This is a genomic window from Enterobacter sp. GD03975, assembly GCF_029838645.1.
Classification (GTDB): Bacteria; Pseudomonadota; Gammaproteobacteria; order Enterobacterales; family Enterobacteriaceae; genus Enterobacter; species Enterobacter quasihormaechei.
This window is the reverse complement of sequence record NZ_JAOBZC010000007.1, coordinates 173,781-196,980: the sequence shown is the minus strand read 5'-3', so window position 1 is coordinate 196,980 and position 23,200 is coordinate 173,781. Positions and strand designations below refer to the sequence as shown.

Here is a 23,200-nt window from a genome sequence, read left to right as displayed (position 1 = left end):
AGTCAGGGTAGTTTTACCATGGTCAACGTGGCCGATAGTACCAACGTTGACGTGCGGTTTTGTACGTTCAAATTTTTCTTTAGACACGGCTATATTCCTTACTATAGTGCTCTCCCCTTCGGAGAGAGCACGGGACTTAGGTTTTAATCCTGTGGATTACTTACCACGGGCTTCGATAACGGCCTGAGCAACGTTGTTCGGCGCATCATCATACTTCAGGAATTCCATAGTGTATGATGCACGACCTTTGGTCAGAGAACGCAGCTGAGTTGCATATCCGAACATTTCAGACAGCGGAACTTCAGCGTGGATCTTAACGCCAGTTACTTCGGATTCCTGACCACGCAGCATACCGCGACGACGGCTCAAGTCACCGATAACGTCACCGGTGTTCTCTTCCGGAGTTTCTACTTCAACCTTCATGATTGGCTCAAGCAGAACTGGTTTTGCTTTCTTAAAGCCTTCTTTAAAGGCAATAGACGCAGCCAGTTTAAACGCCAGTTCAGAGGAGTCAACGTCGTGGTAAGAACCGAAGTGCAGACGAACACCCATGTCTACAACCGGGTAACCAGCCAGAGGACCAGCTTTCAGCTGCTCCTGGATGCCTTTATCAACGGCAGGAATGTATTCACCAGGAATTACACCACCTTTGATGTCGTTGATGAACTCGTAACCTTTAGGGTTAGAGCCCGGCTCCAGTGGGTACATGTCGATCACAACGTGACCGTACTGACCGCGACCACCAGACTGCTTAGCGTGTTTACCTTCAACATCGGTAACTTTCGCGCGAATCGCTTCGCGGTAAGCAACCTGAGGTTTACCCACGTTCGCTTCAACGTTGAATTCACGTTTCATACGGTCAACGATGATGTCCAGGTGCAGTTCACCCATACCAGCGATGATGGTCTGGTTAGATTCTTCATCAGTCCATACGCGGAATGATGGGTCTTCTTTCGCCAGACGGCCCAGAGCCAGACCCATTTTTTCCTGGTCAGCTTTGGTTTTTGGTTCAACCGCGATGGAGATTACCGGCTCTGGGAATTCCATACGCTCCAGAATGATTGGGTGATCCGGGTCACACAGGGTGTCACCAGTAGTCACGTCTTTCAGACCGATAGCAGCAGCGATGTCGCCCGCACGAACTTCTTTGATCTCTTCACGTTTGTTAGCGTGCATCTGTACGATACGGCCAAAACGTTCACGCGCCGCTTTCACGGAGTTCAGGATGGTGTCACCGGAGTTAACCACACCAGAGTAAACACGGAAGAAGGTCAGGTTACCCACGAATGGGTCGGTAGCAATTTTGAACGCCAGTGCAGAGAACGGCTCGTCATCACTTGCGTGACGCTCAGCCGGCGTATCTTTACCGTCGTCCAGGATGCCGTTGATCGCAGGAACGTCAACCGGGGATGGCAGGTAGTCAACTACCGCATCCAGCATTGCCTGAACACCTTTGTTCTTGAACGCAGAACCACAGGTTACCAGGATGATTTCGTTGTTCAGAACGCGCTGACGCAGAGCAGATTTGATCTCTTGCTCAGTCAGTTCTTCACCACCCAGGTATTTCTCCATCAGCTCTTCAGAAGCTTCTGCTGCGGATTCGATCAGGTTCTGGTGCCATTCGTCAGCCAGGTCCTGCATCTCTGCCGGGATATCTTCGTATTCGAAGGTAACGCCCGCATCTGCTTCGTTCCAGTTGATCGCTTTCATTTTCACCAGGTCGATAACGCCGGTGAAACCTTCTTCAGCACCAATTGCCAGCTGAAGCGGAACAGGGTTCGCGCCCAGACGGGTTTTGATCTGGCCAACAACTTTCAGGAAGTTAGCACCCATACGGTCCATTTTGTTAACGAACGCGATGCGTGGAACTTTATATTTGTTCGCCTGACGCCATACGGTTTCAGACTGTGGCTGAACACCACCAACTGCGCAATAAACCATTACCGCGCCGTCAAGAACACGCATGGAACGTTCTACTTCGATGGTGAAGTCAACGTGCCCTGGGGTGTCGATGATGTTTACGCGATGCGGTTCGTACTGCTTAGCCATACCTGACCAGAAAGCAGTAGTCGCTGCGGAGGTGATAGTAATACCACGCTCCTGCTCCTGTTCCATCCAGTCCATGGTGGCAGCGCCGTCATGAACTTCACCGATTTTATGGTTTACACCGGTGTAGAACAGAATACGTTCGGTAGTAGTGGTTTTACCGGCGTCGATGTGCGCACTGATACCGATGTTACGGTAGCGTGCGATGGGTGTTGTACGAGCCATTTGATTCCTCGTTTATATCTTTAGGCGTTCAGTTAAGTTACCCAGAGCGGGCGGCTTCTCTGAAGCGCCCGCCTGGTGACTACGACTCCGAAGGGATTACCAACGGTAGTGTGCGAACGCCTTGTTGGCTTCTGCCATACGGTGAACGTCTTCACGTTTCTTAACTGCGGTACCTTTGTTTTCCGCAGCATCAGAAAGTTCGTTCGCCAGACGCAGAGCCATGGATTTATCACCGCGTTTACGAGCAGCTTCAACGATCCAACGCATTGCCAGAGCATTACGACGAACCGGACGAACTTCAACTGGAACCTGATAAGTAGAACCACCAACGCGGCGAGACTTAACTTCTACAGTCGGGCGCACGTTGTCGAGAGCGACTTCGAAAGCTTCCAGTTCATTTTTACCAGAACGCTGAGCCAGGGTCTCCAGCGCGCTGTATACGATTGCTTCTGCGGTAGATTTCTTACCATCTACCATCAGGATATTTACAAATTTTGCCAGCAGTTCTGATCCGAATTTCGGATCTGGAAGAATTTTACGCTGACCAATGACGCGACGACGTGGCATGGGATTACTCCGTTGTTAATTCAGGATTGTCCAAAACTCTACGAGTTTAGTTTGACATTAAGATAAATCAGTTTGGCCTTACTTAACGGAGAACCATTAAGCCTTAGGACGCTTCACGCCGTACTTGGAGCGAGCCTGCTTACGGTCTTTAACACCTGAGCAGTCCAGCGCACCACGAACGGTGTGGTAACGAACACCCGGAAGGTCTTTAACACGACCGCCACGGATCAGGATCACGGAGTGCTCCTGAAGGTTGTGACCTTCACCACCGATGTAGGAAGTCACTTCGAAACCGTTAGTCAAACGCACACGGCATACTTTACGCAGTGCGGAGTTTGGTTTTTTAGGAGTGGTGGTATATACACGAGTACATACACCACGTTTCTGCGGGCAGGCTTCCAGCGCAGGCACGTTGCTTTTTGCAACTTTGCGTGCACGTGGTTTGCGTACCAGCTGGTTAACTGTTGCCATTAAATAGCTCCTGGTTTTAGCTTTTGCTTCGTAAACACGTAATAAAACGACCTCATACAATATGAGGACGCGAAATTTTAGGGCTACGTCGAAAAGGTGTCAAGAAATATACAGCGATCTCAAATCACCAGTTCATTTGACTGGCGTGCGTCACAGTAAGATTGACGAAATCAGTATAGCCAACCACGTCAATTTTGGCTGAAATTTGACCAGAAAGACCCCGCGCATCCAGATCGTCCTTCAGCGCAGAGACAGTTATGGGGGCATTACTGAGGATTTCAACAAAACGGCTGCCTTCAAGCGCCGCCAGCACGCCATCCTGAATCAGCAGCAGATCGTCACCTTCGCGCAGCATGCTCAGTAACGTGTCGATATCGCATTGCCACGGTGAACGGCTCAGGGTATGGAGCATGACGGCCTCAGAAAGTCAGAACGGTATCGTAGTGAGAGAGATGTTCGCGCAGCGCCGCAGAGGCGAGGATCGTCACGTCCAGCACGAACGATGTTTTCTCGTTTAACCCACGAGCGGCCAGCGAGTCGGCACACACATAGAAGGTTTCAATGTCATAGAGCGGCAGGACCTTAAAGGTCGCAATGTAATCGCGCGCGAGAATAGCCTGCGGCTGTTGGCCGGCCAGAAGCTGGAATACGCCATCGCCTATAAAGAACACGCCGATATCTTCGGTTAATGCCGATGTCGCGAGCAATGCATCCAGCCCTTCCCGACCTGAAGCGCTGCCGTGCGGCGCAGAAGTAAAAACAAACGCTACGCGCTTCATCAAAATTGCACCACTCTGTCGCAGGTCAACGCGGCCTGTGCCAATGCACCTAATCCGCTGAGCGAAAAGCCCGGTTGCAGGTTGGCCCCCGCCAGACCGAGGCGTTCGGCTTCGGTCGCATCCGCCACACCGCGACGCAGTGCCGCGGCGACGCAGATATGCAGCTCAACGCCCTGCGTTTCGTTTAATTTTTGCCAGGCGCGCACAAGGTCAAACTCATCGCTTGCCGGAGAGGTAAACTGGTTCGCGTTATACACCCCTTCACGATAGAAGAAGACGCTTGCCAGTTCATGGCCGGCATCAAGCAGCGCATGGGCAAACTGTAGCGCGCTGCTGGCCTGCTGGGTTCCGTACGCCGGGCCCGTCACCATTAACGCAAAGCGCATTACTTGTCTTGCCCCAGGAAATCGCCGCTTTTGAACTGGCGAATATAAAGGTAAACCGTGTGTTTAGAGATATTCAGGCGATCGGCCACCTGGTTGATGGCATCTTTGATATCAAAAATCCCTTTCTCATAGAGGTTCAGGACGATCTGACGATTCTTGGCGTTGTTGGATACGTTGCGATCGGCATTCACCTCTTCAATGGTGAACTCAAGCGTCTGGGTCACGAGATCCTCAACGGAGGAAGCAAAGTTCACCGACGAGCCCACGTCCGGCGTTTCTGGCGGAATGAAGGTGCTCATGATTTGAGAGAAGGGCACATCAAGGTTCATGTTGATGCACAGCAACCCGATAACCCGGTGGTCGCGGTTTCGAATCGCGATAGTTTCTGATTTCATCAGCACGCCGCTTTTGGCACGGGTGAAATAGCATTTTGAGACGCTGCTGTCCGCGCCGGTCATGTCATGCAACATACGCAATGCAAGGTCGGTGATTGGCGAACCAATTTTACGGCCAGTGTGCTCACCGTTCGCAATGCGGATAGCGGAACACTTAAGATCTTGCAGGGAATGCAATACGATTTCGCAGTGGGAACCAATGAGCATCGCTAACCCGTCCACTACCGCTTCGTAGGATTTCAGAATATCGAAGTCGGTCTGGTCAAATGGACGTTGATCCAGCAAATCAAGTTCACTGGTTTCGTTGGTTAAAAGCGACCTGGACATGAAAAAAACACTCCTTTTCAGGAGCCTGTCGTTAGGTTTTCAGGGCAGGCTCATTATCTACACGGACAACTAAATTAATACAGCGTGTATAACGCTTTCCAGTGTTAATTATATCTGCCCCACATAAAAAAAACCGCCGCCTGGCAGGCGGCGGTTTTTTTCAGCATTACTTCTTGGCTGCTGCGGCTTTATCGTCAGCCGGTGCGTCTGCTTTCGCATCCGCTTTCGGAGCCGGTTTGATGTCCAGCAGTTCTACGTCAAATACCAGCGTAGAGTTAGCCGGGATGCCCGGAACGCCCGTTTTGCCGTAAGCCAGGTCTGGTGGAATGACCAGCTTGATCTTACCGCCTTTCTTGATGTTCTTCAGGCCTTCGGTCCAGCCCGGGATCACACCGTCCAGACGGAAGGAGAGAGGCTCACCGCGGGTGTAAGAGTTATCGAACTCTTTACCGTCGATCAGCGTACCTTTGTAGTTCACCACAACGGTGTCGCTGTCTTTAGGCGCATCGCCGGTCCCTTCTTTCTCAACTTTATAGATCAGGCCGGTAGAAGACGTTTTAACGCCTTTCTCTTTAGCAAACTTGTCTCGGTAGGCTTTGCCTTTCGCTTCGTTATCTTTAGCGTCTGCTTCCATCTTGGTTTGAGCGGCGCCTTTCACACGCGCTTCAAACGCTTGCAGAGTCTGCTCGATTTCCTGATCAGAGAGCTTGCTCTTGTCGGCGAACGCATCCTGAACACCGGCGATCAGCTGGTTTTTGTCCAGTTTGATGCCCAGCTTCTCTTGTTCTTTCAGAGAGTTTTCCATGTAACGACCCAGAGACGCGCCAAGTGCGTAGGCGGATTTCTGGTCGTCATTTTTGAATGCCGCTTTGCTGTCTGTAGTCGCAGCAGGCTTCGCAGCAGTATCAGCAGCGAAAGACAGCGGCGCGTTGAGCGCAACGGCCATCGTGGTCGCCAGCAGCGTAACTTTAAACAGTGATTTCATCCATATCTCCAGGACCTGAGGTCTCTCACCCCAGTGTTAAACGTAAATGAGTGACGTACTATAAAACGTTGTGGAAGAAATCTACAGACAGACTCCCCCTATTGTCGCCTCTTTTCAGACTATTTTTGTTTAAATAAGTTTCTTGTCAGGGAGATGGATACTGTACTTAAGGAAAAAGTCAGCTACACTTCGCCGCCGCTGGCCCATTATGGCGTATGAGATATAAACGAGGTGAATGATGAAGGATACAATGATCGAAGCGAGACTGGCTGAGCTGGAAAGCCGCCTGGCTTTTCAGGACATCACCATCGAAGAACTGAACCAGACCGTAACGGCCCATGAGCTTGAAATGGCAAAACTGCGCGATCATATGCGCCTGCTGACGGAAAAGCTGAAGGCCACGCAGCCGTCGAATATTGCCTCTCAGTCGGAAGAGACGCCACCACCTCATTATTGAGGCGTAAAAAAAGCGGGATTATCCCGCTTTTTTATTTTCCGCAGTACGGAATCAGTGGCAACCGCAGCCGCCGTTACCGCAACCACCTTTACCGTGGTCGTGGTCGTGACCATGGTCGTGGCCGTGACCACCGCAGCAGCCGTCATGGCCGTGATCGTGGTCGTGGTCGTGACCGTGCGCACCGTGAACGTGGCCATGAGCCAGCTCTTCTTCGGTTGCTTCACGGATAGCAACAACTTCTACGTTGAACTTCAGGTTCTGGCCAGCCAGCATGTGGTTGCCGTCAACCACGACGTGGTCGTCTTCAACTTCAGTGATTTCAACAGGAACCGGACCCTGGTCAGTTTCAGCCAGGAAGCGCATGCCAACCTGCAACTCGTCAACGCCCATGAACACGTCTTTAGGAACGCGCTGAACCAGGTTGTCGTCATACTGACCGTAAGCGTCGTTTGCGCCTACAGCAACGTCGAATTTGTCGCCAACTTCATGGCCTTCCAGCGCAGTTTCCAGGCCGGAAATCAGGGAACCGTGACCATGCAGGTAGTCCAGCGGCGCACTCACCGGAGACTCATCAACCAACACACCGTCTTCTGTACGTACCTGATAGGCCAGGCTGACCACCAGGTCTTTTGCTACTTTCATGATATCTCCTGAGCGTGGGAAAATTACTGGCGCAGATTGTAGCGGAAATCTGCACCCGTGTACCCTTAAGCTTAAAAAAACTCAGAGCATATCGCTAGTCTGGATGAAAAATGCCGATCACTTGCTCTTCTTTGCGAACGTGATCGCGGGCTTCTTTGTCGGCCTCACGCATCTGGTGGCCGCACTTAACACATTCAACGATATCGATATTATTTTCGCGCCACATGGCCAGCGTATCTTGCGCCTGGCAGGACGGGCACTTTGCACCCGCGATAAAGCGTTTACGTACAGCCATCTTTCGTTACCCTTTATTCAAATTCATCCCAGCCGTCGAGCTGGCGTCGTTCCTGCTGCATTTCACGCTGGAAGATCTCCTCCAGCTCGCGACGCGCCTCCCGCACGCGGGAGATCTGCGCCGTGTCGCTGTGCACGGGCATGAGCTCGCGCAGCATGCGCATATCCAGCCGGCGGAAATGCATCTGGGCCCGCTGGGCCTGGTGAGGATGCATCCCAAGCGAGATCAGCGCCTTACGCCCCAGCTCCAGCGCACTGGAAAACGTTTCACGGGAGAAGTGTTTCACACCCGCCTGCAAAAGTTCGTGAGCTTCAACACGTCCGCGGGCACGCGCCAGAATATGCAGATGCGGGAAATGCTGCTGGCACAGCTCCACCAGCTTCATGGTGTCTTCCGGATCGTTGCAGGTGATAATGATGGACTCCGCGGCCTCTGCTCCCGCCGAGCGCAACAGCTCAAGCTGCGTCGCATCGCCGTAATAGACTTTATAACCGTATTTGCGCATCAGATTGACCGCGCTGATATCGCGCTCCAGCACCGTGATGCGCATTTTGTTCGCCATCAACAGGCGTCCAATCACCTGTCCGAAGCGGCCAAAGCCCACGACGATCACCTGTGGCTTATCGTCCTCCACCCACGGCGTTTCATCTTCATCGGTTGCCGGGTTCAGGCGGCGCGACAGCAGTTTGTCCACCAGCTTCATCAGCAGCGGCGTGGTCATCATCGACAGCGTTACCGTCACCAGCAGCAGCGCCATCTGGTCATCTTTGAACAGCTTCTGAGACGACGCCGTGGAAAACAGCACAAACGCAAACTCTCCACCCTGGCTTAACACGCTGGAGAACTGCATTCTTTCCGAGCTGCGCAGCCCGTAAACTCTCGCCAGAACATACAGCACCAGCGTTTTCACCGCGACCAGCACCGCCACGCTCATCACGACCCACAGAAGATGGGTATAGAGCACGCCGAGGTTGAGCGCCATGCCCACCGAAATAAAGAATAGCCCTAACAGCAGCCCCTTAAACGGATCGATGGCGGTCTCCAGCTCGTGGCGGTACTCACTTTCCGCAAGCAGCACCCCGGCGATAAACGTCCCGAGCGCCATCGACAGCCCGAGGGCATCCATGAACAGCGCCGAGCCGAGAACCAGCAGCAGCGTTGCGGCGGTAAATACCTCGCGCACGCCGGATGCGGCAATGAACCGGAATACCGGGCGCAGTAAAAACCGTCCGCCAATCAGCATGCCCGCGAAGGCCAGCACCTTCATGGCGATTTTCATCCAGTCGAAATGATCGTCACCGGAGCCTGCCAGCAGCGGCACCAGCGCCAGCGCCGGGATCACCGCTAAATCCTGGAACAACAGCACCGAAAAGCCCAGTTGCCCCGCCTCGTTGCGGTTCATCCCCTTGTCGCGCATCAGCTGTAGCGCCATCGCCGTCGACGACATCGCAAGACCGATGCCGCCAATCACCGCCGCCTGCCAGGAAAACTGCGTCAGCATCAGCAGGCCCGCCAGAATAGCGGCGCTGAGCAACACCTGCGCCGCCCCGACGCCAAAAATAGATTGCCGCAGTTGCCATAGCTTGGAAGGGTTCAGTTCAAGACCGATGATGAACATCAGGAACACCACGCCCAGCTCGGAGAAGTGGAGAATTTCATCCACATCGCTGATGAACCCCAGCCCCCAGGGGCCAATGGCGATCCCCGCCAGCAAATAGCCCAGCACCGCGCCGATGCCGAGACGCGCGGCAAGCGGCACGGCGACCACGGCGGCAAACAAAAACAGCACCCCGGCAAGGAGTAAATTCGAACCGTCCATTAGCGTCCTCCCGCCGGTATCGGTGATGCCAGCCATTCTCCGTAGGCTCTGGCATGGCTCGCCAGCGCCTTTGGTTCCTGCCGCCGCGCCCAGTAAACAATAATCGGGCTCATCCAGTGCATGCGGCACATCGCCGCCGTCAGCTCGAACGGCCGCAGGATGTCGCTCATGGGATAACGGTTCAGCCCGTCGTGACGGTAAGCACTTTCCGGCTCACCGGTGGTAATGACGCTCCGCCAGTACTTTCCCGCCAGCTGGTTGCCTCCCACCCCGCTGGAAAAGCCCCGGCTCAGCACGCGGTCCAGCCACTCTTTGAGCAGCGCCGGACAGCTGTAGGTATAGAGCGGATGCTGGAACACAATCACGTCATGCTGACGCAGCAGTTCCTGCTCGTAAGGAATATCGATAAAAAAATCAGGATAGTGCGCGTAGAGATCGTGCACCGTGACGTTACTGAGCTGTGTGGCCGGCTTAAGCAGCACCCGGTTCGCCACCGAGTCCTGAGATTCCGGATGGGCATACAGCAGCAGCACTTTCGCTGTCTGAGACATCACTCCCCTCCCGGTTCTGTTTTTGTGTATTGTTGTCGTTTTGGGCTACCATGGCGGCCCGGTGGGGAAAATGGCCCACACCTTACATTATCATAATGACAAATTAACATAGTCGGAACATACGGCGCTTCTATGATTGTTTTCTCCTCGTTACAAATTCGTCGCGGCGTGCGCGTTCTGCTGGATAACGCGACTGCTACCATCAACCCGGGCCAGAAGGTGGGGCTGGTCGGCAAAAACGGCTGCGGTAAATCCACCCTGCTGGCGCTGCTGAAAAACGAGATAAGCGCGGATGGCGGGAACTTTACCTTCCCGGGCAACTGGCAGCTTGCCTGGGTGAACCAGGAGACGCCTGCGCTGAGCGAACCCGCACTCGACTATGTTATCGACGGCGACCGCGAATACCGCAGGCTCGAAGCGGAGCTCAATGCCGCCAACGAGCGCAACGACGGCAACGCCATCGCCACCGTTCACGGCAAGCTGGACGCCATCGACGCCTGGACCATTCGCTCCCGCGCCTCGAGCCTGCTGCACGGTCTGGGCTTCAGCAACGAACAGCTTGAACGCCCGGTCAGCGACTTCTCGGGCGGCTGGCGTATGCGCCTCAACCTGGCGCAGGCGCTGATCTGCCGCTCCGACCTCCTGCTGCTCGATGAACCGACCAACCACCTCGATCTCGATGCGGTTATTTGGCTGGAGAAGTGGCTTAAGAGCTATCAGGGCACTCTGATTCTGATCTCCCACGACCGCGACTTCCTCGATCCGGTGGTGGATAAAATTATTCATATCGAACAGCAAAGCATGTTCGAGTACACCGGCAACTACAGTTCCTTCGAACGCCAGCGCGCGACGCGCCTTGCCCAGCAGCAGGCGATGTATGAAAGCCAGCAGCAGCGCGTAGCGCACCTGCAAAGCTTTGTGGATCGCTTCAAGGCTAAGGCGTCAAAAGCCAAGCAGGCGCAGAGCCGCATCAAGATGCTGGAACGCATGGAGATGATCGCCCCCGCGCACGTGGATAACCCGTTCCACTTCAGTTTCCGCGAGCCAGAGAGCCTGCCGAACCCGCTGCTGAAAATGGAAAAAGTGAGCGCAGGCTATGGCGATCGCATTATTCTCGACTCTATTAAGCTTAACCTGGTGCCGGGTTCACGCATCGGTCTGCTGGGGCGTAACGGCGCCGGTAAATCCACGCTGATCAAGCTGCTGGCGGGCGAGCTTAACCCGGTCAGCGGCGAAATCGGCCTGGCGAAGGGCATTAAGCTTGGCTACTTCGCCCAGCATCAGCTGGAATTTTTACGCGCGGATGAATCGCCAATTCAGCACCTGGCTCGCCTGGCCCCGCAGGAAATGGAGCAAAAGCTGCGCGACTACCTCGGCGGCTTCGGCTTCCAGGGCGATAAGGTCACTGAAAACACTGCGCGTTTCTCGGGCGGTGAAAAAGCCCGCCTGGTGCTGGCGCTGATCGTCTGGCAGCGTCCAAACCTGCTGCTGCTCGATGAACCGACCAACCACCTGGATCTCGACATGCGTCAGGCGCTGACCGAAGCGCTGATTGAGTTCGAAGGGGCGCTGGTTGTCGTATCGCACGATCGCCACCTGATCCGCTCCACCACCGACGATCTCTACCTGGTGCACGGTGGCAAAGTGGAGCCGTTCGACGGCGATCTGGAAGATTATCAGCAGTGGCTGACGGACGTGCAGAAGCAGGAAAACCAGCCGGAAGAGTCAGCGAAAGACAACGCCAACAGCGCGCAGGCGCGCAAAGACCAGAAGCGCCGTGAAGCGGAGCTGCGCACCCAGACTCAGCCGCTGCGTAAAGAGATTGCCCGTCTCGAAAAAGAGATGGAAAAGCTCAACGCCACGCTTGCCGCCGTTGAAGAGAAGCTGGGCGACAGCGATCTGTACGATCAGCGCCGTAAAGCGGAGCTAACGGACTGCCTGCAAACGCAGGCGAAAGCCAAATCCAGCCTCGAAGAGTGCGAAATGGCCTGGCTGGACGCGCAGGAACAGCTGGAAGCGATGCTGCAAGCCGACTAACACGCCGGGAGGGTTATGGGTTTCGATACCACGAGCGAGATTACGTTCCGTAAGCTCAGCATCTTCATGACGTTCATGGAGAAGGGCAATATCGCGCGTACCGCCGAAACACTCGGCCTGAGCGGCGTCAGCGTGCACCGGGCGCTGCATACTCTGGAAGAGAACGTCCGCTGCCCGCTCTTTACCCACAAAGGACGCAACCTGATTGCCCTCCCCTCGGCGTGGACGCTGCTGGAGTATTGCCAGGAGGTGATGCAGGTGATGGAGCGCGGGCTGGAAGAGTCGCGCAAGGTCGCCGGCATTGGTCAGGGGCGGTTACGCGTCGGCACGCTCTACTCGTTGACGCTGGAAACCGTGCCGCGCCTGATCATGGGCATGAAGCTGCGCCGTCCGGATCTGGAGATGGATCTCACGATGGGATCTAACGAAACCTTGCTGCACATGCTGGATGAAGGGTCGCTGGACGCGATTTTAATCTCTATCTCCGAAAGCGATATCGACCGTAACAGCCTCGAAGTGCTGCCGCTGTTCCACGACGATATTTTCCTTGCCGCACCGGCCTCTGCCACGCTCAATACCAGCGGCCCCGCCGATCTGCGCGACTATAAAGATCGGAAGTTCGTCGCCCTCGCGGAAGGGTTCGCCACATATGCGGGGTTTCAGGAAGCGTTTCATATCGCCGGCTTCGAGCCGGATATTGTGACGCGGGTGAACGATATCTTCTCGATGCTGAGCCTGGTGCAGGCAGGGGTCGGGTTTACGCTAATGCCGGGCAGGATGAAGAAAGTGTACGAAAATTCGGTGCAGCTGTTAAAGCTGGCGCAGCCGTACCAGATGCAGCAACTGATTGCGATCGTCTTTGCGCGCAACCGCGAGCAGGATCCCAGCCTGCGGGCGCTGGCCGCAGAAGGGCGAATGTATGCCCGCAGTTTGCAGGATGGTGCCTGATGTTATTGCCCGGTGGCGCTACGCTTACCGGACCTACTCCCGAATTGTAGGCCCGGTAAGGCGCAGCCGCCACCGGGCATCAAACTCACCGCTGAAGCCGCCCTGCCAGATGCACCGCCACGTCCACCCCGCTGCGCTCCAGCGAAATGGATTCCCCTTCCCAGGCCGCCTGACGCGTCAGGCAGGTCAATATCCCCCCTGGCGGCATCTCAATCGCCAGCCGCGCTTCGCGTTCATTGGCAGAAATGACTGCCTCCTGCCAGCGCACGGTGCGCGCCATGTTCATCGCCAGGTCATCGGCAATTTTCTCTGGCTGCCAGAGCACGCGCCCGGTACTGCCGCTCAGGTACGCGCAGCGGGGGCGTGAAAGCGTGACCGATTCAAACGCCGCCACCAGCTTCTGCGCGGGTTCCGCCAGCAGCTCGCAGTGCGACGGCACGCTCACCGCCAGCCGTTTGGCCTTGCTCGCACCCTTCGCCAGCGCGCGTTCGGCCACCTGCGCCATGCCGTCATCGGTTCCGGCTATAACGATCTGCGTTTCGGCATTCAGGTTAGCGATATAGGTTCCTGTCCCCTGGATAAGGTTTTCCACCTGCGGCAGGGTCAACCCCATTATCGCCGTCAGGCCGTAGCCGTGTGGATACGCCTGCTCCATCAGATCGCCACGCAGCGCCACCAGCTTCAGCGCGTCCGTAAACGCCAGCGCGCCCGACACCACCGCCGCGGGATAAGCGCCAATCGATAAACCGCTGACGATATCCGGCGACACGCCGCGACGTTCCAGCTCGCGCGCCCAGGACACGCCGGCTATTAACAGTGAAAGCTGAACCGCGCGGGTATGGGTCAGCGAGGCTGCGCTGTCCAGGGTATCGACTTCCGCCCCCAGCACAGCACGGGCCTGCTCCAGCTCCGTTCCCGGCAGGTTTTGCAGCATACCTTCATGCTGGGTGCCCTGCCCCGGAAAGGTAAACAGTATTTTCATTACTCCTCCCTGTGCCATGGATCCGCCACCAGGCGCGGTCCACGGCGGGTTTTCAGCAGCGTTTTGCCGTCGCGTAACCATTCCGCCAGTGCGAATCCGCCCTCGGGCGTATCCACCTGCGTATCCGCCCGGCACAGCGCGCGGCCAAGCTGAGCCTGCCAGCCGGTAAACGCGTCAGGTGGCACGGCGTGCGGAGCGCGGATGAGCAGATCGAGATCGCTGTCGGCGTGGATCACCGGAATACCGGTCGCCAGCGCGTAACCCGTACTGCCGGTTATCCCCCACGTCCACGGCCACGACTGCTGAGCAAGCTGAAGCGCCATCTGAACCGGCGGCTGAGTGACAAACGGCGAACGCAGCAGATCGGCGGTGACGCACAAATCTTCAGGCGAAACCACGCGCAGCACGTTCCCGGGCTTCACCCATCCGGCCGCACGCTGGTCGCGACGCAAACCGCGCACGCCAACGGGAATACGGCCTTCACTATCAACATCACGCCGTACCACTACCGGCAGCCCGGTATGCCAGGCCGCGTCCACCCAGGAGTCGGTGACGTCTTCCAGCGCGTCACGCGCGGTAAGCCAGATAAGGTCGTGGGGGCGTAATGTTGTGGTCATGATTACATTCCTGAAGTCAGCGAAATAAACAGCGGCAGCGACAGGATACACAGTACGGAGCTCAACAGCAGCACGGCTTCTGCATCCGGCGACTGAACGCCAAAGCGGTTACCGAACACGACGCCGAAGAAGCCCGCGGACAGCGCAATCATCAGGATGGCGGTGATCGCCACGGAGCCGTGCAGACCGAAGATCAAGACGATACCCCAGGCAATCGCGGGCTGGATCAGCAGTTTAGCGATGGTGGAGGTGATCACCATGGTGTTGATCTGAAGCTTACGCGCGGAGAGGATCACCCCGGTCAGGAACAGCGCCGCAGCGGTCGCGGACAGTCCCAGCGGTTTAATCGCCGCCAGTACCAGCTCCGGCATTGTGATGCCGATAGCGGACAGGATCACACCCAGCAGCGGGCCCATCACGATCGGTTTTTTAATGGAGCGCCACATCAGCACCGGCAGCATGGAAAGCGTTGAACCGGAGTTATTGCCTTCGGCGCGGGCTTTCTCACGCTCCAGAATCAGCAGGCAGAACGGGGTCATCAGCACCGAACCACAGGCGATGGAGACCGCCACGGAGAGTGAAGTAGAAGAACTTTCACCCAGCACGCTGCCCAGAATCGGCAGGCCGAGCGCCGCATAGTTTGGCAGGGCGACGGTCAGCGTCAGCACGGCCGCATCCTGCGGGGATTTTTTAAAAACTTTGGTGGCGAGGAAGTAGATGGCCGCATAGGTGATCCACATCGCCAGAGTGAGAACCAGGATCAGCGGCGACTGCGCCACAATGCCGGTCCACGGGGTTTGCACGGTGGCGCTGAACAGCGCGGCAGGGAGTGCAAAATCCATAACGAAGATATTCAGCAGGGAAACATTTTTGTTATCGACCATCTTTGCCTTACCGGCCCAGAATCCCAGCAGCATGATGACGAAAATCGGTGCAAGAGCATGAACAATTACGTAAGTCATAAATCACCTGTAGTAAAAAAGTTTAAGCACTGGCGCGATGTTTATTATTTTCAGGATGCAGCTCCCCGCGTGGACGCAGCGGGTGCGCCCACGGGGTGGTGCATCTGGCAGGTCTCTTGTTACTTACCAGCTGGCTCGCATGCGTTCACGTACGAGCGCCGAGCTGCGGCGGTTGTCAGCACCCAGACGGTTTTTCAACGTGGTGTCCTGACGAGCGTCACTGATGGCCTGTTGCAGGGTGGTTTTCACCAGCGTCAGATCGTTATCGGAAGGGGCATCCGGATTGCTGATGTCCAGCAGGTCAGAAAGCAGCCCCAGCGTGGCGTAGTTGCTGATGTCGTACGCCATTGGCGGAATGGTTGCCGCCAGTTTTTCCAGCGCCTCTACGGTGCGCAGCGTAATGCGCGCCGCAGACTCTTTGCCCATCGCGTGGATCAGCACGCCTTTATCGTTGAAGGCAATCAGGCGGTTAGCCTGGTAGCCGTGCGCCAGAAACGCGCCGGACATGGCCTTACCGACGATAAGACCAATCACCGGGTGCCCCGCTAAACGCGCGTTGGCGTAGGCGGCAGCGGCTCCGGCCAGCGCCTGGTGGATACCAAACGCCTCTTCGCGACGGCCATAGGCCTGGCTTGGGACGTCGATCACCGCCACAATCGGGCGCTTCACGGCTTTATCAGCGTCAGCGGCTACGGTTTCGCTGACCACTTTTGCCAGCGTCCAGCCTTCCAGCAGGCCGACTTCCCCTTGCGCCGCGCGCGGGAAGTGGTTGTTGGCGTCCGGCACCACGGCGACAAAGCGCACCGTTTCACCGTTCAGCTCGGCGTCTGCCGCCTGCACGGACGGGCATAACCCTTCCAGACGTTTGGCGTGAGGGGCGAGGGTTTCCAGCCAGAGTTCGCCACGGCTTATTGAAGTACTCATCATTTCACCTCCCGGGCAAAAAGCGCTTTAATCTGTTCGGCATCGGCCTGTTTGCGGGTGTCGAAATTCGTCAGACGGTTCAGGTAATCGTCGTAGTTATCGGTGCGATGTTTCGCCGGTACGCCTTTGGCGATGGCCTCGTTCATCGCAGCTTTCACCGCGTTCACGCCGTCGCCGACGAGCGCGTCCACCAGCCCGCTTTCATAGCGCACTTCGCCGCCGGTCATGCTCCAGATAAACGGACGGTCGCGGGAGTCGTACTCTTCAATGCCCGCTTCCTGCTCAATAACCTGCGGGCCGTTGAGGCCAAGACGCGCTTCGCGGGTCACAATCAGGTAGCTGCACAGCGCCGCGGCGATAGACATCCCGCCGAAGCAACCTACGGTCCCGGCGACAATCCCGACGACCGGGGTATAGCGACGCAGGTCAACGATCGCGGCGTGGATATCGGCAATCGCCGCCAGGCCAAGGTTGGCTTCCTGCAAACGTACGCCACCGGTTTCGAGGCACAGTACCGCCTGAGTCGGAATGCCGTTGCGGTTATCTTCCGCCGCCAGCTCCAGCGCCGCCGCCATTTTGGCGCCGGACACTTCGCCCATGCTGCCGCCCTGGAAGGTGCCTTCAATCGCCACGACTACCGCAGGCTGGCCGTTAATGGTCCCTTTCGCGACCACCATGCCGTCGTCGGACTGAGGAACAATCCCCTGTGGCCCAAGCCATGGAGAGATAATGCCTTCAAACGGATCCAGCAGTTCGCGGTAGCTGCCGTCGTCAAGCAATGCCTGCGCACGCTGGCGCGCTTTTAGTTCGATAAAGCTGCTGTCATCACGCATGATTCACCCCTTCAAAGACCTGTTCGATACGAATGCGCGCCACGCCCGGCGTCGCGCCGAAATCGTGGATGGTCAGTTTGCCTGCGGGCAGGCTGCTGACGGTTTGCAGGCGGTTGAACAACGCCTCCCAGCGTCCGCGGCTGTTGTCGACGGAGGTGGTGATATCAATGGTTAAGGTCTGGCCCGGTTCGGCGGTGAAAAGCGCCTCCATATCCCCGGAACCGACTACCCCTGCCAGCGCCCTGCCGCTTACTTCGCGGCTGGCGGGCACGGTCAATGTAATTTTTTCCATAACATCCTCTTAATGCTTTGAATAGGGCGTTTCGATGCGGTCAAGAAACAGCGTGGCGGCAAGCAGGTCTGCGGCACCGCCCGGCGAGGCGTTGAGCGTCAGCATCTGACGGTCTAACCGCGCCATCGCCTGCTGCCCGGCAAGCGTTGCGCATCCTCCGGCGTTCAGCACCGCACGGGCACCGTTCTGCATGGCGTCCAGACCCTCCATGCCGGCGCGCGACAGCACGCAGGTATCGGTGAGCGAGGTCATGATCGCCATCAGCGCGTCAAGCCTGGCGTGCGTTTCGCTGCTGCCGTTGAAACGGCTGAGGCGAAGCTGCGGCAGCGCGCGCTGCATAACGTGCGGAAACGCCTGCTGAGCCTCTTCACGCGCGCCCGGCACGCGGTAGCGGTGCGTGGCGCGTAACCCTTTGCTGAACACTTTTGGTGCTGCGTCGTCCGGCAGTTTCGCCAGCTGCGCGGCGGTGTTCGCGACGGCCTGCGCGCTGGCATCACCGCCCAGCATCGCCACCGCGCTCACCAGCAGTCCCAAAGCCCAGATCGCGCCACGGTGCGTATTCACGCCGTCGGTAGCGGCCATCATCTGCCGTTCACCTTCGCGACCCAGGCGGCCAACGGTTTGCCTGAGGGCAATATCCGCCGGACGCTGCCAGCTCTGCTGCGCCAGCGCCTGAAACGTGGGGGTCAGGCTGTGGGCGGAACGCTCCATCAGCGCAAGCGATAAATCGTGGTGCGCGCCGTTCCCCCGGCTGTCCACCAGACCGGGTTTCGGGCTTAAGCGTGCTTCGTCAATCAGACACTGCGTGGCGGTTCGCGCCAGCCATTCGGCACCGCCTTCAACCTGGATCTGGGGCAGAAGTTTCATTACCAGCTCCGGAATTTCGCAGGTGGGTTATACAGACCGCCGGACCACTCAACGAGGTCGGACACGCTGCCTGCGGCCAGCAGAGAGCGGGTGGCGTCGGTGCGGCGAATACCCATATCTTCGGGATAAACCACCTTCCCGCTCTGGCGCAGTTCCGCCACGCGTTTGGCATCCACGCCCAGACCGATATCGGTAATACCCGCCACGGCGGCGACCATCGCGCGACGCTCTTCCAGATCTTTCGCCCGGTAGAGGTACGCAATCCCCTCTTCCGTCAGCACGTGGGTGACGTCATCACCGTAAATCATGACCGGCGCCAGCGGCATACCGGAGGCTTTCGCCACGTCTACGGCGTCGAGTTTTTCCACGAAGGTTGGCTTCACGCCCGCCTGGAAAGTTTCTACCATCTGCACGACCAGCTTTTTACCGCGCTGCATTGGGTCCGGCTCGGTGATCATGTTCAGCCAGGCCGGCGTGGCGTGGCGACGACCGTGCGGATCGTGGCCCATGTTTGGCGCGCCACCGAAGCCGGAGAGACGACCGCGGGTCACGGTTGAGGAGTTCGCGTAACCATCAACCTGTAGCGTAGAGCCGATAAACATATCCACCGCGTACTGACCTGCCAGCTGGCAGAAGGCGCGGTTAGAGCGCATAGAGCCGTCTGCACCGGTAAAGAACACGTCCGGACGGGCGCGGATGTACTCTTCCATCCCCAGCTCGCCGCCGAAGCAGTGGACGCTCTCCACCCAGCCGCTTTCGATGGCGGGGATCAGCGTTGGATGCGGGTTCAGGGTCCAGTGTTTACAGATTTTGCCTTTAAGCCCGAGCTGTTCGCCGTAGGTTGGCAGCAGCAGCTCAATCGCCGCGGTGTTAAAGCCGATCCCGTGGTTAAGGGACTGCACCTGGTGCTCCGCATAGATGCCTTTAATCGCCATCATCGCCATCAGGATATGTTCCTGTTTGATGAGGCGCGGGTCGCGGGTGAAGAGCGGTTCAATAAAGAACGGCTTGTCCGCCACCACCACGTAATCGATCCACGAGCCCGGGATATCAACGCGCGGCAGGTCGCACTCGTCGTCCACCAGTTCGTTCACCTGTGCGATGACGATACCGTCGTGGAACGCGGCGGCTTCCACCAGCGCCGGGGTATCTTCGGTACTCGCCCCGGTATAGAGGTTGCCTTTGCGGTCCGCTTTAAAACCGGCAATCAGCGCCACGTTTGGCGACAGGTCAACGTAGAGACGTGAATAAAGTTCGATGTAGGTGTGAATCGCCCCGATTTCGAGCTGACCATCTTCCAGCAGCTGCGAAATGCGCAGGCTTTGCGTACCGGAGAAGGAGAAGTCCAGCTTGCGGGCGATGCCTTTCTCAAAGATGTCCAGATGTTCGCTGCGGCCCACGCTCGGCATGATCATATGCAGGTCATGTACGATTTGCGGGTTCACTTCCGCCAGTGAACGGGAAAGGAAATCCGCCTGCTTCTGGTTATTACCTTCCAGAACGACTTTGTCGCCTGGTGCGATCAGTTTTTCCAGCATGGCGACAAGATCGCCCGTTGGCAGTACCTTGCCCTGTACCGGTACGGATGCCAGACGACGCGCTTTCTCAGTGCGTCGGGTGTTCCATTGCCGGGTGGGAGTTTGCCCAGATAACATTATTAACCTCCTGATTCAGCACATCATTCTGATTTGCCTGACGTTGAGTAAAGTGTGCGCTCTGGTGAGAAAGGCATCAATTAAGCGTAGGACGGAATCATTAGCCTGAGAGTAATAAACAAGGTAAGGAAATGTGATCGGGATCAGTTCATATTTCGGAAAAACGGGCTAAACGGGGTACAATCCGGAAGGTATAGTTAATTACTGACAAGAATCAGCATCGCCCTTATGACCCAAATCATTCCCTCAGACTTTGACATTGCAGCCGAAGAGAGCGCAGAGTTTGTGCCCATGCGCGGGGTGGCTAACCCCCACCTGCAAACCATGCTGCCGCGCCTGATCCGGCGCAAGGTACGGTTCGCCCCTCACTGGCAACGCCTGGATTTGCCGGATGGCGACTTTTTGGATCTTGCCTGGAGCGAAGATCCGGAGCGGGCCAAACATAAACCTCGTCTGGTGGTGTTTCACGGTCTGGAAGGCAGCCTGCACAGCCCTTACGCCCACGGCCTCATCGAGGCGGCGAAAGCCCGCGGCTGGCTTGGGGTCGTGATGCACTTTCGCGGATGCAGCGGCGAGCCGAATCGCCAGAAACGCATCTATCACTCGGGTGAAACCGAGGACGGCACCTGGTTTCTGCGCTGGCTGAGAGACCGTTTTGGCGCCGCGCCAACGGCAGCGGTGGGATATTCGCTGGGCGGCAATATGCTGGCCTGCCTGCTGGCGAAAGAGAGCGACGCCGTACCGCTGGACGCGGCGGTTATTGTCTCTGCGCCATTTATGCTTGAGCAGTGCAGCTATCATATGGAAAAGGGGTTTTCGCGAGTCTACCAGCGTTACCTGCTCAACCTGCTGAAAGCCAACGCCGCGCGCAAGTTAAAGGCCTACCCGGATACGCTGCCTGTGACGCTGCAACAGCTTAAACGCGTGAAGCGCCTGCGCGAGTTTGATGATTTGATCACCTCGAAAATTCACGGCTTTGCCGATGCAATCGACTATTACCGTCAGTGCAGCGCCATGCCTTTACTGAATCAAATCACGAAACCCACGCTGATTATCCACGCCAAAGACGATCCGTTTATGGATCATCACTCGATCCCCGCGCCCGATTATCTGCCGGCCAACGTGCAGTATCAGCTTACCGAGTTCGGCGGACACGTCGGCTTTGTTGGCGGCACGCTGCGTCGGCCTAAAATGTGGCTTGAGACGCGTATTCCCGACTGGTTAACGGCTTATCTGGACGGTAAAAAATGATTATTCCCTGGCAGGATCTCTCTCCCGAAACGCTCGATAATCTGATTGAAAGCTTTGTCTTGCGCGAAGGCACCGATTATGGTGAACATGAACGTTCGCTTGAACAAAAGGTCAACGATGTTAAGCGCCAGCTTAAAAGCGGCGACGTGGTGCTGGTATGGTCCGAACTGCATGAGACGGTCAATATCATGCCCCGCAACGCGTTTCATGGCTGATCTTAAAACTTTTCCAGTCAGGGAGTTGCTATGTCTGCCAGACATCCGGTTATTGCCGTTACGGGTTCGAGCGGGGCGGGAACCACCACCACCAGCCTCGCCTTCCGCAAGATCTTCGCACAGCTGAATTTACGGGCGGCAGAGGTAGAGGGCGACAGCTTTCACCGCTACACGCGCCCGGAGATGGACATGGCCATCCGCAAGGCGCGCGATCTGGGTAAACACATCAGCTACTTTGGTCCGGAGGCGAATGACTTCGGCCTGCTGGAGCAAACCTTCCGCGAATACGGGCAAAGCGGCACCGGACAGTCCCGCAAGTATCTGCACACCTACGATGAAGCCGTTCCCTGGAACCAGGTACCCGGCACGTTCACGCCCTGGCAGCCGCTGCCGGAACCAACTGACGTGCTGTTTTACGAAGGGTTGCACGGCGGCGTGGTGACGCCTCAGCACGACGTGGCGCGCCACGTGGATTTGCTGGTGGGGGTGGTGCCGATTGTTAACCTTGAGTGGATCCAGAAGCTGACGCGCGACATCAGCGAGCGCGGCCACTCGCGTGAAGCGGTGATGGACTCGGTGGTGCGCTCCATGGAAGACTACATCAACTTCCTGACGCCACAGTTCTCCCGCACCCACATTAACTTCCAGCGCGTGCCCACCGTGGATACCTCTAACCCGTTCGCCGCGAAAAGCATTCCCTCGCTGGACGAAAGCTTTGTGGTGATCCACTTCCGCAACCTGGAAGGCATCGATTACCCCTGGCTGCTGGCGATGCTGCAAGGCTCGTTTATTTCGCACATGAATACGTTAGTGGTGCCGGGCGGAAAAATGGGGCTGGCGATGGAGCTGATCATGACGCCGCTGGTGCAGCGGCTGATGGAAGGGAAGCAGATCGCGTGATTTTTTTGCCCGGTGGCGCTGCGCTTACCGGGCCTACGGTCATGCTTTTGTAGGGCGGGTCAGCGAAGCGCCACCCGCCAAAAGATTAAGCCTCGATCACTTCATACGAATGGGTGATGTTTACCGCTTTCTCCAGCATCAACGCCACGGAGCAGTACTTCTCCGCTGAGAGATCCACCGCGCGTGACACCGCCGCGTCTTTCAGCGCTTTCCCGGTGACAACAAAATGCAGATTGATGTGCGTGAACAGGCGTGGCGCCTCTTCGCGACGTTCTGACGTCAGCTTCACTTCACAATCGGTCACGTCATGACGGCCTTTTTGCAGGATCGACACCACGTCGATCGCGCTGCATCCGCCTGCCGCCATCAGCACCATTTCCATCGGGCTTGGGGCTTTATCGCCGGAGTTACCGTCCATCAAAACCTGGTGCCCGGAGGCCGACTCGCCCAGGAACGTTAACCCTTCAACCCATTTCACACGCGCTTGCATATTCACTCACTCCAACGTTGCATTTTTTATGACAGATTACGTGTACGTTACATTTCTCGCAACGGAAGGCGACCTGCGTCATGCTGAAGCGAGACACCAGGAGACACGCAGCGAAAGCTATGCTAAAACACTCTGGATGCTACAGTAATACATTGACGTTACACATGTATGCAGAGGACATCAAACTTTACTGGCTGCGAAACGTTACGACAGCCGACTTCCCAGGGTATGGGTAAGAATTCGATTGCAACCCCAGAGTCCGGATGCATCTTATGACTCTGG

28 protein-coding genes are annotated in these 23,200 nt (G+C 56.9%); 6 read left to right on the top strand and 22 right to left on the bottom strand.

All coding sequences use genetic code 11. The features are described from left to right. The 9 genes from N5C09_RS13965 to fkpA form a co-directional block, all read right to left on the bottom strand. A partial coding sequence (locus N5C09_RS13965) for a GTP-binding protein (protein WP_002436303.1) occupies positions 1-87 on the bottom strand: 87 nt, incomplete at its 3' end. Positions 88-156: 69 nt separating this feature from the next. Beyond that, positions 157-2,271 carry an elongation factor G gene (fusA, locus tag N5C09_RS13960; RefSeq protein WP_063449470.1) on the bottom strand — a complete coding sequence of 705 codons (2,115 nt, stop codon included), beginning with the start codon at positions 2,269-2,271 and terminating at the stop codon, positions 157-159. Between the two features lie 96 nt (positions 2,272-2,367). Continuing rightward, complete coding sequence (gene rpsG, locus N5C09_RS13955; RefSeq protein WP_003861706.1) at positions 2,368-2,838, bottom strand: 30S ribosomal protein S7; 471 nt, start codon at positions 2,836-2,838, stop codon at positions 2,368-2,370. A gap of 96 nt (positions 2,839-2,934) precedes the next feature. Then, the gene (gene rpsL / locus N5C09_RS13950; RefSeq protein WP_000246815.1) at positions 2,935-3,309 is read right to left on the bottom strand and encodes a 30S ribosomal protein S12; all 375 of its coding nucleotides are present in this window, start codon (positions 3,307-3,309) and stop codon (positions 2,935-2,937) included. 124 nt (positions 3,310-3,433) lie between these two features. Next, entirely contained in the window at positions 3,434-3,721 is a 288-nt protein-coding gene (gene tusB / locus N5C09_RS13945; RefSeq protein ID WP_063449471.1) for a sulfurtransferase complex subunit TusB, read from the bottom strand. A gap of 7 nt (positions 3,722-3,728) precedes the next feature. After that, entirely contained in the window at positions 3,729-4,088 is a 360-nt protein-coding gene (gene tusC / locus N5C09_RS13940) for a sulfurtransferase complex subunit TusC (protein ID WP_193033546.1), read from the bottom strand. Then, positions 4,088-4,474 carry a sulfurtransferase complex subunit TusD gene (tusD, locus tag N5C09_RS13935; RefSeq protein WP_063865797.1) on the bottom strand — a complete coding sequence of 129 codons (387 nt, stop codon included), beginning with the start codon at positions 4,472-4,474 and terminating at the stop codon, positions 4,088-4,090. The genes tusC and tusD overlap by 1 nt, the downstream gene beginning before the upstream one ends. Next, positions 4,474-5,196 (bottom strand): transcriptional regulator, encoded by a 723-nt coding sequence (locus N5C09_RS13930; protein ID WP_023333674.1) that lies wholly within the window; start codon positions 5,194-5,196, stop codon positions 4,474-4,476. The genes tusD and N5C09_RS13930 overlap by 1 nt, the downstream gene beginning before the upstream one ends. Before the next feature lie 166 nt (positions 5,197-5,362). Beyond that, a complete protein-coding gene (fkpA, locus tag N5C09_RS13925) occupies positions 5,363-6,181 on the bottom strand; it encodes an FKBP-type peptidyl-prolyl cis-trans isomerase (protein ID WP_107534032.1) in 819 nt (272 codons plus the stop codon). 238 nt (positions 6,182-6,419) lie between these two features. Here fkpA and N5C09_RS13920 point away from each other — a divergent pair, with 238 nt between their 5' ends. Next, on the top strand, positions 6,420-6,638 hold the full coding sequence (locus N5C09_RS13920) for a protein SlyX (protein ID WP_063449475.1): 219 nt from the start codon (positions 6,420-6,422) through the stop codon (positions 6,636-6,638). 51 nt (positions 6,639-6,689) lie between these two features. On the opposite strand, the gene slyD is transcribed toward N5C09_RS13920, so the two are convergent. The 4 genes from slyD to kefG all read right to left on the bottom strand — a co-directional run bounded on the left by slyD (position 6,690) and on the right by kefG (position 9,945). Then, the gene (gene slyD, locus N5C09_RS13915) at positions 6,690-7,280 is read right to left on the bottom strand and encodes a peptidylprolyl isomerase (protein ID WP_063865788.1); all 591 of its coding nucleotides are present in this window, start codon (positions 7,278-7,280) and stop codon (positions 6,690-6,692) included. A 94-nt stretch (positions 7,281-7,374) separates the two neighbouring features. Beyond that, positions 7,375-7,575: a YheV family putative zinc ribbon protein gene (locus tag N5C09_RS13910; protein WP_003861689.1), complete on the bottom strand. Its 201-nt coding sequence runs from the start codon at positions 7,573-7,575 to the stop codon at positions 7,375-7,377. A 13-nt stretch (positions 7,576-7,588) separates the two neighbouring features. Further along, entirely contained in the window at positions 7,589-9,394 is a 1,806-nt protein-coding gene (kefB, locus tag N5C09_RS13905) for a glutathione-regulated potassium-efflux system protein KefB (RefSeq protein WP_279749247.1), read from the bottom strand. Then, on the bottom strand, positions 9,394-9,945 hold the full coding sequence (gene kefG / locus N5C09_RS13900) for a glutathione-regulated potassium-efflux system ancillary protein KefG (protein ID WP_074160922.1): 552 nt from the start codon (positions 9,943-9,945) through the stop codon (positions 9,394-9,396). The genes kefB and kefG overlap by 1 nt, the downstream gene beginning before the upstream one ends. 132 nt (positions 9,946-10,077) lie before the next feature. Between kefG and N5C09_RS13895 the strand changes: the two genes are divergently transcribed. Continuing rightward, the gene (locus N5C09_RS13895) at positions 10,078-11,982 is read left to right on the top strand and encodes an ABC transporter ATP-binding protein (protein WP_279749246.1); all 1,905 of its coding nucleotides are present in this window, start codon (positions 10,078-10,080) and stop codon (positions 11,980-11,982) included. Positions 11,983-11,997: 15 nt separating this feature from the next. Then, complete coding sequence (locus tag N5C09_RS13890; RefSeq protein ID WP_063865781.1) at positions 11,998-12,930, top strand: LysR substrate-binding domain-containing protein; 933 nt, start codon at positions 11,998-12,000, stop codon at positions 12,928-12,930. Positions 12,931-13,015: 85 nt separating this feature from the next. On the opposite strand, the gene mdcH is transcribed toward N5C09_RS13890, so the two are convergent. The 8 genes from mdcH to mdcA form a co-directional block, all read right to left on the bottom strand. Continuing rightward, positions 13,016-13,912 (bottom strand): malonate decarboxylase subunit epsilon, encoded by an 897-nt coding sequence (gene mdcH / locus N5C09_RS13885; protein WP_279749245.1) that lies wholly within the window; start codon positions 13,910-13,912, stop codon positions 13,016-13,018. Further along, entirely contained in the window at positions 13,912-14,529 is a 618-nt protein-coding gene (locus N5C09_RS13880; RefSeq protein ID WP_279749243.1) for a malonate decarboxylase holo-ACP synthase, read from the bottom strand. Before N5C09_RS13880 ends, mdcH begins: the two co-directional genes overlap by 1 nt. Before the next feature lie 2 nt (positions 14,530-14,531). Beyond that, complete coding sequence (locus tag N5C09_RS13875) at positions 14,532-15,491, bottom strand: AEC family transporter (RefSeq protein ID WP_063449483.1); 960 nt, start codon at positions 15,489-15,491, stop codon at positions 14,532-14,534. A gap of 123 nt (positions 15,492-15,614) precedes the next feature. Then, positions 15,615-16,415, bottom strand: a complete 801-nt coding sequence (gene mdcE, locus N5C09_RS13870; RefSeq protein ID WP_279749250.1) for a biotin-independent malonate decarboxylase subunit gamma — start codon at positions 16,413-16,415, stop codon at positions 15,615-15,617. Continuing rightward, positions 16,415-17,248: a biotin-independent malonate decarboxylase subunit beta gene (locus N5C09_RS13865; protein WP_063865774.1), complete on the bottom strand. Its 834-nt coding sequence runs from the start codon at positions 17,246-17,248 to the stop codon at positions 16,415-16,417. Before N5C09_RS13865 ends, mdcE begins: the two co-directional genes overlap by 1 nt. Continuing rightward, complete coding sequence (mdcC, locus tag N5C09_RS13860; protein WP_015571419.1) at positions 17,241-17,540, bottom strand: malonate decarboxylase acyl carrier protein; 300 nt, start codon at positions 17,538-17,540, stop codon at positions 17,241-17,243. Before mdcC ends, N5C09_RS13865 begins: the two co-directional genes overlap by 8 nt. Before the next feature lie 9 nt (positions 17,541-17,549). After that, complete coding sequence (locus N5C09_RS13855) at positions 17,550-18,407, bottom strand: triphosphoribosyl-dephospho-CoA synthase (protein ID WP_279749242.1); 858 nt, start codon at positions 18,405-18,407, stop codon at positions 17,550-17,552. Continuing rightward, positions 18,407-20,062 carry a malonate decarboxylase subunit alpha gene (gene mdcA, locus N5C09_RS13850; protein ID WP_063449487.1) on the bottom strand — a complete coding sequence of 552 codons (1,656 nt, stop codon included), beginning with the start codon at positions 20,060-20,062 and terminating at the stop codon, positions 18,407-18,409. Before mdcA ends, N5C09_RS13855 begins: the two co-directional genes overlap by 1 nt. Positions 20,063-20,290: 228 nt before the next feature. Here mdcA and N5C09_RS13845 point away from each other — a divergent pair, with 228 nt between their 5' ends. From N5C09_RS13845 to N5C09_RS13835, 3 genes are read left to right on the top strand one after another with little or no spacing between them, the layout of a single operon-like run. After that, positions 20,291-21,313: a hydrolase gene (locus tag N5C09_RS13845; RefSeq protein ID WP_063449488.1), complete on the top strand. Its 1,023-nt coding sequence runs from the start codon at positions 20,291-20,293 to the stop codon at positions 21,311-21,313. Then, positions 21,310-21,528, top strand: a complete 219-nt coding sequence (locus N5C09_RS13840; protein ID WP_003861664.1) for a YheU family protein — start codon at positions 21,310-21,312, stop codon at positions 21,526-21,528. The genes N5C09_RS13845 and N5C09_RS13840 overlap by 4 nt, the downstream gene beginning before the upstream one ends. A gap of 30 nt (positions 21,529-21,558) precedes the next feature. After that, a complete protein-coding gene (locus N5C09_RS13835) occupies positions 21,559-22,428 on the top strand; it encodes a phosphoribulokinase (protein ID WP_063449489.1) in 870 nt (289 codons plus the stop codon). Positions 22,429-22,513: 85 nt separating this feature from the next. Here N5C09_RS13835 and N5C09_RS13830 read toward each other — a convergent pair whose 3' ends face one another. Next, a complete protein-coding gene (locus N5C09_RS13830) occupies positions 22,514-22,918 on the bottom strand; it encodes an OsmC family protein (protein WP_063449490.1) in 405 nt (134 codons plus the stop codon). Between the last annotated feature and the right edge of the window lie 282 nt (positions 22,919-23,200).

What these genes read in the sequence shown, in the direction of transcription:
- fusA (WP_063449470.1), bottom strand. Translation starts at nt 2,271, where the DNA reads ATGGCTCGTACAACACCCATCGCACGCTACCGTAACATCGGTATCAGT.
- rpsG (WP_003861706.1), bottom strand. Translation starts at nt 2,838, where the DNA reads ATGCCACGTCGTCGCGTCATTGGTCAGCGTAAAATTCTTCCAGATCCG.
- rpsL (WP_000246815.1), bottom strand. Translation starts at nt 3,309, where the DNA reads ATGGCAACAGTTAACCAGCTGGTACGCAAACCACGTGCACGCAAAGTT.
- tusB (WP_063449471.1), bottom strand. Translation starts at nt 3,721, where the DNA reads ATGCTCCATACCCTGAGCCGTTCACCGTGGCAATGCGATATCGACACG.
- tusC (WP_193033546.1), bottom strand. Translation starts at nt 4,088, where the DNA reads ATGAAGCGCGTAGCGTTTGTTTTTACTTCTGCGCCGCACGGCAGCGCT.
- tusD (WP_063865797.1), bottom strand. Translation starts at nt 4,474, where the DNA reads ATGCGCTTTGCGTTAATGGTGACGGGCCCGGCGTACGGAACCCAGCAG.
- N5C09_RS13930 (WP_023333674.1), bottom strand. Translation starts at nt 5,196, where the DNA reads ATGTCCAGGTCGCTTTTAACCAACGAAACCAGTGAACTTGATTTGCTG.
- fkpA (WP_107534032.1), bottom strand. Translation starts at nt 6,181, where the DNA reads ATGAAATCACTGTTTAAAGTTACGCTGCTGGCGACCACGATGGCCGTT.
- N5C09_RS13920 (WP_063449475.1), top strand. Translation starts at nt 6,420, where the DNA reads ATGAAGGATACAATGATCGAAGCGAGACTGGCTGAGCTGGAAAGCCGC.
- slyD (WP_063865788.1), bottom strand. Translation starts at nt 7,280, where the DNA reads ATGAAAGTAGCAAAAGACCTGGTGGTCAGCCTGGCCTATCAGGTACGT.
- N5C09_RS13910 (WP_003861689.1), bottom strand. Translation starts at nt 7,575, where the DNA reads ATGGCTGTACGTAAACGCTTTATCGCGGGTGCAAAGTGCCCGTCCTGC.
- kefB (WP_279749247.1), bottom strand. Translation starts at nt 9,394, where the DNA reads ATGGACGGTTCGAATTTACTCCTTGCCGGGGTGCTGTTTTTGTTTGCC.
- kefG (WP_074160922.1), bottom strand. Translation starts at nt 9,945, where the DNA reads ATGTCTCAGACAGCGAAAGTGCTGCTGCTGTATGCCCATCCGGAATCT.
- N5C09_RS13895 (WP_279749246.1), top strand. Translation starts at nt 10,078, where the DNA reads ATGATTGTTTTCTCCTCGTTACAAATTCGTCGCGGCGTGCGCGTTCTG.
- N5C09_RS13890 (WP_063865781.1), top strand. Translation starts at nt 11,998, where the DNA reads ATGGGTTTCGATACCACGAGCGAGATTACGTTCCGTAAGCTCAGCATC.
- mdcH (WP_279749245.1), bottom strand. Translation starts at nt 13,912, where the DNA reads ATGAAAATACTGTTTACCTTTCCGGGGCAGGGCACCCAGCATGAAGGT.
- N5C09_RS13880 (WP_279749243.1), bottom strand. Translation starts at nt 14,529, where the DNA reads ATGACCACAACATTACGCCCCCACGACCTTATCTGGCTTACCGCGCGT.
- N5C09_RS13875 (WP_063449483.1), bottom strand. Translation starts at nt 15,491, where the DNA reads ATGACTTACGTAATTGTTCATGCTCTTGCACCGATTTTCGTCATCATG.
- mdcE (WP_279749250.1), bottom strand. Translation starts at nt 16,415, where the DNA reads ATGAGTACTTCAATAAGCCGTGGCGAACTCTGGCTGGAAACCCTCGCC.
- N5C09_RS13865 (WP_063865774.1), bottom strand. Translation starts at nt 17,248, where the DNA reads ATGCGTGATGACAGCAGCTTTATCGAACTAAAAGCGCGCCAGCGTGCG.
- mdcC (WP_015571419.1), bottom strand. Translation starts at nt 17,540, where the DNA reads ATGGAAAAAATTACATTGACCGTGCCCGCCAGCCGCGAAGTAAGCGGC.
- N5C09_RS13855 (WP_279749242.1), bottom strand. Translation starts at nt 18,407, where the DNA reads ATGAAACTTCTGCCCCAGATCCAGGTTGAAGGCGGTGCCGAATGGCTG.
- mdcA (WP_063449487.1), bottom strand. Translation starts at nt 20,062, where the DNA reads ATGTTATCTGGGCAAACTCCCACCCGGCAATGGAACACCCGACGCACT.
- N5C09_RS13845 (WP_063449488.1), top strand. Translation starts at nt 20,291, where the DNA reads ATGACCCAAATCATTCCCTCAGACTTTGACATTGCAGCCGAAGAGAGC.
- N5C09_RS13840 (WP_003861664.1), top strand. Translation starts at nt 21,310, where the DNA reads ATGATTATTCCCTGGCAGGATCTCTCTCCCGAAACGCTCGATAATCTG.
- N5C09_RS13835 (WP_063449489.1), top strand. Translation starts at nt 21,559, where the DNA reads ATGTCTGCCAGACATCCGGTTATTGCCGTTACGGGTTCGAGCGGGGCG.
- N5C09_RS13830 (WP_063449490.1), bottom strand. Translation starts at nt 22,918, where the DNA reads ATGCAAGCGCGTGTGAAATGGGTTGAAGGGTTAACGTTCCTGGGCGAG.